Source organism: Photobacterium sp. R1 (genome assembly GCF_054600795.1).
This window is the reverse complement of sequence record NZ_BAAHZP010001043.1, coordinates 1-232: the sequence shown is the minus strand read 5'-3', so window position 1 is coordinate 232 and position 232 is coordinate 1. Positions and strand designations below refer to the sequence as shown.

1 pseudogene is annotated in these 232 nt (G+C 49.1%); it reads right to left on the bottom strand.

The annotated features are described in order from the left end of the window. Window positions 1-232, bottom strand: a pseudogene (locus tag ACYP03_RS28240) (purine-nucleoside phosphorylase); the annotation flags it as partial.

The window sequence follows — 232 nt, the reverse complement described above, 5'->3', positions numbered from 1 at the left end:
CATCACTTTCATGGTCTGGTGTTCATAATAATGTCCGCGGCCTTTCATGCAAACCACATCTATACCAAACATTTTACCCAGTACCAGTTCGCCGGAATGGCCTTCAACGGTACTGATTGGGAAGCCATCCAGCTCTTGGTAAGGAATAACGACGCGATCGTCCAGTTCATCGGCCAGTACACCGAGGCCGGAGCCAAGAATAAAAGCGGCTTGAGGTTTGAAACCTGGCTTA